Genomic DNA, 6604 nt, shown 5'->3' on the forward strand with positions numbered 1-6604 from the left:
CATGGATTTCCATGGCTGAGGGATAGGCGGCGCCCGGACGGGGGTCAACCGCAAGGGCGGTCGGAATGGCGCGATCGCAACTGTAGCAACAATTTGTCACGGCGGGGACAATCCGGTTCGTCATTGGTACAAAACGCCGCCGGGCCGCGATTCCACAGAATCGCGGCCCGGCGCATGATATGGTGGCGAGCGGCCCGACAACCGCTCGCCATCTGTGGATCAGAAGGCAGCCGTGACCGAGAACAGGACCGTACTGCGGGCGATCGACTTGCCGAAATCCTTGCTGTCATTGACCATGAAGTTCGGACGGATGTAATTTTCCTCGACGCGGGCGATGTCGGTGTCGACATAGGAAACGCCCAGCGTCAGCGGCGTGCCGGGGATGGCGACGTCGGCGCCGACCAGCCAGTCGAGATATTTGCCTGTCGGCGCGATCGACGTGCCGTTGGGGCCCAGACCCGGATTACCGTTCGACCAGCCCACATGCGTTTTCAGCGTGACGGGCGTGTTGGGCACGGCGCCGCTCAGGTCGAGCCAGCCGTAGAAATTGTCTTCCTTGTCACCCGGATTGTCGATGCCGCTGGTTGCGGTGCTCTGCCAGTTGCCGAGCGCCTGCTGCTTGGGCGCATAGGCGACGCCGACCAGAGCCTTGACCGGGCCGACCTGCTGCGAAACCTTGATATAGGGTTCGGCGAAATCGGTCTTGTCCGCGCCCGACGGATACATGTACCAGGTCAGACCGACGTCGACCGTCGTGCCTTCGCCAAAGGTCTTGGAATAACCGGCGACCAGATCCAGTTCCATGTTGGAACCGCCGAAACGGCCCCAGCCGCCAAGGCTGGACGCCCAGGTGCCGACATAGACGCCGCTTTCATGGGCCGCGGTGATACCGCCCTGAATGGCCATGCCACGGTCGCTCTGCGATACGCCACGGAAACGGTAATCGGACACGAGTCCGACGCTGCCGGTAACGGTGACGGGGCTGGTGGGTTCTTCCTGTGCAAAGGCCGGGACGCTGGACATGAGCGCGAGGGCGGCACAGGCGATTTGGTACTTCATGAACATTCCCCTTTACGTTGGAATGTTCCGTCCTGCATTCGCGGCCCGAAGATCTGTTTTCGATCGTCTTCGATCCCTGCGAATGGCCTAGGGTTATGCTGTGCCGGTTTTCGCGTAAACCTCTTTCTCGCACTTGCGAAGGCTTTCGCCGCCTTGTGTCGTAAAAAAAGCACACCTGCGCCCTGCGCGCGGATGTTCCACGAAAAGGCCGCCGCGCCCGGTGTGGACGCGGCGGCCTTACAAGTCGCCAGTGATTACGGGAGCTTAGGCGACCAGTTGACGCATCCGTCCGGTGGCGCCGAACAGTTCGACCGGCGCCCCTGCCCCACGGCGGCGATCGACCCATTCGCGCAGCATTTCGGCGCAGGTATGGTCGATATGGCTCAGCCGCTCGACGTTCAGGATGACCAGACCCGCGCTCGGCAGCGATTCCAGTCGGGCCGACAGCCTGGGCAGGCTCAGGAAAGTGGCCGTACCGTGCAGCGCCACTTCATGCGCTTCGTCCCGGCTTTCCTCATTCACCTTCAACCGCAGACGGGTCGCATGGGGAACCAGTTCCAGCATGGACAGGCCGATGCCCACCAGCACACCGGTCAGCAGGTCGGTCGCAACAACGCAGATCAGCGTGGCCGCCCACACGATCGCGGGCAGCGGACCGTAAAGGTGAAACAGATGCTTCACATGGGCGACGCTCACCAGACGGACGCCGGTGATGACCAGGATGCCCGCCAGCGCGGCCATCGGAATTTCGCGCAGCAGCCAGGGCAGCAGAGCGACGAAGCCCAAAATCCACACGCCATGCAGAATCGCCGACGCGCGGGTCTTGGCGCCTGCCTGAACGTTGGCGGACGAACGGACGATCACGCCCGTCATCGGCAAGGCGCCGGCAAAACCGCACAGCAGGTTGCCCACGCCCTGCGCGCTCAGTTCCCTGTTGTAATTGGTGCGCACGCCGTCATGCATCCGGTCGACGGCCGCCGCCGACAGCAGCGTTTCCGCGCTGGCGATGAAGGCGATGGCGATCGCGGTGGTGATGATGGTGGGGTTCATCAGCTGCGCCATCAGGCCCTGTTCGGGCAGGCTGACCGCCGACACGATGCTTTCCGGCACGACGACGCGGGCAACATCCAGACCCAGCGTGAAGGCGACGACCGTCCCCAACACCACGCCGACCAGCGCGCCGGGCACCAGCTTCATCGACGCGGGACGGAATTTTTCCCAGCCCAGCATGCCGAATATGGTGACCAGGCCGACGGCGAAGGCCGTGGCGGCATCGCCATTGGTCAGGCCCATGATCTGGCCGGGCATGGCGACCAGATTGTGCAGACCGCTCGATAACGGCTTGTCGTCGAACAGCACATGGAACTGGCCGACCACGATCAGCATGCCGATCCCCGCCAGCATGCCATGCACGACGGCGGGCGAAATGGCGCGGAACCATCCGCCGACCTTCATCAGGCCTGCGCCAACCTGAATGATGCCCGCCAGAATCAGGATGGGGCCAAGGGCCGACAGCCCCTGTTCCCGCACGATTTCGAACACGATGACCGCCAGACCGGCGGCCGGGCCGCTGACCTGAAGCGGCGAACCCGCCAGCAGGCCGACGACGATGCCGCCGATGATGCCGGTGATCAGGCCCTTTTCCGGCGGCACGCCGGACGCGATGGCTATGCCCATGCACAGCGGCATCGCCACAAGGAATACGACGATCGACGCCGTGAAGTCGCGGCTCAAAGTGCCGCCGGAAAGAGCCTTCAACATGATTTACTCCGCCGCTTGGGCATAAAGAGCCTCGCCGGCAAGGCGACGGCTTTGGGGAAGGGCGACTGGCATCGGTTCACCTTCGCGCAGCGGCGCGAAGCGACCGGTTTCACCGTTCAGGCCCAGCACCTGACCGGCGTGAATGTCGACATACCAGCCATGCAGCGCGATTTCGCCGCGGGCGATGCCCGACGCGACGGACGGATGCGTGCGCAGGTGGTTGAGCTGCACGACGACATTTTCCAGCGCCATGTTGCGCAGCTTGTCGGCGGCGCTCAGTTCGGCCGGATAATTTTCGCTGCACACCTTCTGCGCGGCATGGCTGTGGCGCAGCCAGGCGGCGACATTGGGCATGGTGGTCAGGTCGGCGTTGGTGGCCAGCGCCTTCATCGCGCCGCAATCGCTGTGACCGCACACGATGATGTCGCGCACGCCCAGCACCATGACGGCATATTCGACCGTGGCGGTCACGCCGCCCAGTTGGCTGTCATGCGGGGGTACGATGTTGCCCGCGTTGCGGCATACGAACAGGTCGCCGGGTGCTGCCTGCATGATCTGTTCGGGCACGATGCGCGAGTCGGCGCAGCTGATCATCAGCGCCTTGGGGCTTTGTCCATGGTTGGCCAGCTGGCTGTAAAGCGAGCTTTCGCTGGGATAAACCTTGGTTTCGAAATCGAAAACGCGACCGATAAGCTCGTTCATGGAGTCTATCCTCTTCTTTCCTTTGTCTCGGTCAGGGGGCGGACCGGTTCATTGGGAAGAATAAAGGTCGCTCTTTGCTGCAACGCAGCGGCTTTGTTAAAAATTGTGTCTGAATGTTGCAGCGCGGCATAAACACGGAAAATGAAGGAAAACCGCCAAATGCGGCGGATCTACGCAAACATTTGCGGTTCAGCGGCGGTCCACGGCCGCGCTGAACATATATCCCACGCCCCGGACTGTAACAATCGGTGCAGGACGGCCACCCTCGCCCAGCTTGCGGCGCAGGCGGCTGACCAGCACGTCGATGCTGCGGTCGGACGACGGCGCATCGCGCACGCCCGCCAGCTCCATCAACCGCGCCCGCGCGATGACCACCTGCGGATGATCGATGAACACCGACAGCAACGCAAATTCGGCAGCGGTCAGGTCCACCGGCTCTCCCTGCGGGTCGAACACCTCGCGCCGGCCGAAATCGACGATCCATCCGTCGAACAGCGCCTGCGTCTGGCGCCGCATGCCCAGCGCCCGTTCGCCCCGCCCCCGGCGCAGCACCGCGCGCAGCCGCGCCGCCAGTTCGCGCGTCGAATAAGGTTTGGCCATATAATCGTCCGCGCCCAGTTCCAGCCCGACCACCCGGTCGACCTCCGAACTGTTCGATCCCACGACGATGATCGGCACGTCGCTGCGTTCGCGCACATCACGGCACAGGTCCAGCCCGTCGGGACCACGCAGCGCCGCGTCCAGCACCAGCGCGCCCACCGGCGTGGTCGTCAGCGCACTGTAAATATCATTGGCCGACACGGCAGGCAGTACGCGAAACCCGGTCTGCTCCAGATATTCGCGGGCCTTGTGACGCAAATCCTGATGCGTTTCCGCGATCAATATCAGCGGTGCACTCATCAGCCGGCGACCGCGCTGATCATGGCCGGATAGCCTTGGCTGATACCGGCGCCAGCGGCTTTTGCGCTGGATGCCAGGATGAAGGGCACGGGCGTCTCCTCTGCGACATGGGCGATCTGCAACAAAATGGCCTTGCAGATACGGACGGCAGAAAGACTAGGGCTGACGAATGTCTCCGAAATTGGCCGAACGTAACAAATCATTGCTTGTGCAAAGATTTGAGGTCTTATTGCGCCGCCATCAGCACCGGTTGCGGCACGATCTGCGCCATTCCGCGAATATGGGACACCAGCGCCGACAGCCATAATGCGTCGCCCGCCGCCCGGTGTCGGGTCGTCACCTGCCCGTCGGCATAGGAGACCGCGGCCTGCACCCGTTCTTCGTCCGCCCCCTGTTCGTCGAACAATGTCGTGACATGGTGGATGGCAAAGGGCGCCGCGACACCCGCCGCCGCCGCCAGCATATCCAGCCAATATTGGTCGATCGGGCTGTCGGCGATCATCCGGCATCCCTGCGCCACGTCGGCCAGCTGCGCCAGTACGGTCGCGGCCGGCTGTCCATCCCGTTCGATCCTCTCGCGGGTCAGGCCATGCAGCGCCTCCGCCTCCGCCGTCCAGCCCCAACCGGCCCAGTCGTCATGCGGCCGGATCAGCCAGCTGCGCGCCATCCCGCCATCGGCCACGCCCACCTCGATCGGGTAGGACCGTCCGTGGCGCGGCAGGCAGGACGCTTCGAAATCAATGGTCATGATGCGCAAGGCGCGGCTCCGTATTCAGCTGCCCGGCTCGCCCTCTCCAAAGCGATGGCCGTGCGTATCGTCAGCGCCCCTTTCCACCCGAACTATGTCAGGGCGAAGTCATTGGCCACCCCCTTCAGTAAAAATCATATGGGATGACGCCTGCCAGCGGCAAAAGGCAGACGGACCCGCCGTCTTCTGCTAGCCAGCGGAAACCAAAGGGAAACACGCATCATGACCGTCGTCGCCGCCTATCTCTATCGCAATGGTCAGCGGGTGCGCCCGGTGGCGATAGATGAACGGGTCGACTGCGCGCCCGACAAGTCCGAATTCATCTGGATCGGGCTGGCCGAACCGACGGTGGACGAAATGCAGGTTCTGGCCGGCACCCACGGCCTGCACCCGCTGGCGGTGGAGGATGCGATCAAGGCGAATCAGTTGCCAAAGGTCGACATCTACGGCGATCAGCTGTTCGTCGTCGCCCGCACCGCCCATGTGGAGGGGGACGTGATCTGCTATGGCGAAACCGCCCTGTTCGTCGGCCCCAACCATATCATCAGCGTGCGCCACGGCTCCGCCCGCGCCCATCTGGCGCTGCGGGCCGAACTGGAAGCGGTGCCCTCCCGCCTGGCGCAGGGGGTGGATTATGTCCTGCACGCCATCCTCGACTTCATCGTCGACGGCTATCTGCCGATCATCGAGGGGATCGAGGAAGAGGTGCTGGAAATGGAACAGCAGATGATCGACCATTTCCTGCGCCGCGACGACATCACCCGCATCTTCAGCCTGCGTCGCCAGCTGATCCGGTTCCAACGCATCCTTGCCCCCATGCACGAAGTCGCCACCAAATTCGTGAAGATCGACCTGCCCTGCATCGATCCCGAAGCCCGCCCCTATTTCAGCGACGTGCGCGACCATGTGCGCCGGGTGCAGACGATGGTCGACGATCTGCGCGACATCCTGAACAGCGTGTTCGAATCGAGCAATCTGCTGGAACAGCAGCGCACCGGCGACATCACCCGCCAACTCGCCGCATGGGCGGCGATTCTGGCGGTGCCGACGGCGATCGCGGGCATTTACGGCATGAATTTCGACCATATGCCCGAACTGCGCACCCGCTACGGCTATCCGGTCGTGCTGGGGGTGATCGCGGTGATCTGCACCATCCTCTACACCCGCTTCAAGAAACTGAAATGGCTGTGACGGGGCAAAGTCACCGTATCGAATTTGGCAGGACGCCGGACTGAAACCCGCGCCATTCGCTCCGGGCGAAGTCGGCAGGCAGCCAAAGCAACACTGTGCCTGAAACGCCTTGCCTGAATGCTGCGCCTGAAATGGTGTGCCCGACGGGATTCGAACCCATGGCCCTCAGATTAGGAATCTGATGCTCTATCCTGCTGAGCTACGGGCACCCGGCGACGGCTCTATTGCGGCGCGGGCGCGGGG

Annotated in this window: 7 protein-coding genes and 1 tRNA gene; 1 reads left to right on the forward strand and 7 read right to left on the reverse strand. The window is 63.4% G+C overall.

All coding sequences use genetic code 11. The features are described 5' to 3' along the window. Window positions 1-219 precede the first annotated feature (219 nt). From ACOJSJ_RS00235 to ACOJSJ_RS00260, 6 genes are all read right to left on the reverse strand, one after another. Complete coding sequence (locus ACOJSJ_RS00235; RefSeq protein WP_420142975.1) at window positions 220-1065, reverse strand: TorF family putative porin; 846 nt, start codon at window positions 1063-1065, stop codon at window positions 220-222. A gap of 258 nt (window positions 1066-1323) precedes the next feature. Beyond that, complete coding sequence (locus ACOJSJ_RS00240) at window positions 1324-2820, reverse strand: SulP family inorganic anion transporter (protein WP_420142976.1); 1497 nt, start codon at window positions 2818-2820, stop codon at window positions 1324-1326. Window positions 2821-2823: 3 nt separating this feature from the next. Then, window positions 2824-3522, reverse strand: a complete 699-nt coding sequence (locus ACOJSJ_RS00245; protein ID WP_420142977.1) for a carbonic anhydrase — start codon at window positions 3520-3522, stop codon at window positions 2824-2826. 189 nt (window positions 3523-3711) lie between these two features. Continuing rightward, entirely contained in the window at window positions 3712-4422 is a 711-nt protein-coding gene (locus tag ACOJSJ_RS00250; RefSeq protein ID WP_420142978.1) for a winged helix-turn-helix domain-containing protein, read from the reverse strand. After that, entirely contained in the window at window positions 4422-4544 is a 123-nt protein-coding gene (locus ACOJSJ_RS00255; RefSeq protein ID WP_420142979.1) for a hypothetical protein, read from the reverse strand. Before ACOJSJ_RS00255 ends, ACOJSJ_RS00250 begins: the two co-directional genes overlap by 1 nt. Window positions 4545-4648: 104 nt before the next feature. Continuing rightward, window positions 4649-5170 (reverse strand): hypothetical protein, encoded by a 522-nt coding sequence (locus ACOJSJ_RS00260; protein WP_420142981.1) that lies wholly within the window; start codon window positions 5168-5170, stop codon window positions 4649-4651. Window positions 5171-5392: 222 nt separating this feature from the next. Between ACOJSJ_RS00260 and ACOJSJ_RS00265 the strand changes: the two genes are divergently transcribed. Next, on the forward strand, window positions 5393-6361 hold the full coding sequence (locus tag ACOJSJ_RS00265; RefSeq protein ID WP_420142980.1) for a magnesium and cobalt transport protein CorA: 969 nt from the start codon (window positions 5393-5395) through the stop codon (window positions 6359-6361). A 132-nt stretch (window positions 6362-6493) separates the two neighbouring features. Here ACOJSJ_RS00265 and ACOJSJ_RS00270 read toward each other — a convergent pair. Continuing rightward, window positions 6494-6570: transfer RNA gene (locus tag ACOJSJ_RS00270), tRNA-Arg, on the reverse strand. Window positions 6571-6604: the final 34 nt, after the last annotated feature.

The sequence above is a fragment of the Sphingobium sp. genome, from assembly GCF_048594625.1.
Classification (GTDB): Bacteria; Pseudomonadota; Alphaproteobacteria; order Sphingomonadales; family Sphingomonadaceae; genus Sphingobium.

Bases quoted from the DNA above. Each gene is read 5' to 3' on its own strand.
- ACOJSJ_RS00250 (WP_420142978.1), bottom strand. From the start codon at position 4,422: ATGAGTGCACCGCTGATATTGATCGCGGAAACGCATCAGGATTTGCGT.
- ACOJSJ_RS00265 (WP_420142980.1), top strand. From the start codon at position 5,393: ATGACCGTCGTCGCCGCCTATCTCTATCGCAATGGTCAGCGGGTGCGC.
- ACOJSJ_RS00240 (WP_420142976.1), bottom strand. From the start codon at position 2,820: ATGTTGAAGGCTCTTTCCGGCGGCACTTTGAGCCGCGACTTCACGGCG.
- ACOJSJ_RS00260 (WP_420142981.1), bottom strand. From the start codon at position 5,170: ATGACCATTGATTTCGAAGCGTCCTGCCTGCCGCGCCACGGACGGTCC.
- ACOJSJ_RS00235 (WP_420142975.1), bottom strand. From the start codon at position 1,065: ATGTTCATGAAGTACCAAATCGCCTGTGCCGCCCTCGCGCTCATGTCC.
- ACOJSJ_RS00245 (WP_420142977.1), bottom strand. From the start codon at position 3,522: ATGAACGAGCTTATCGGTCGCGTTTTCGATTTCGAAACCAAGGTTTAT.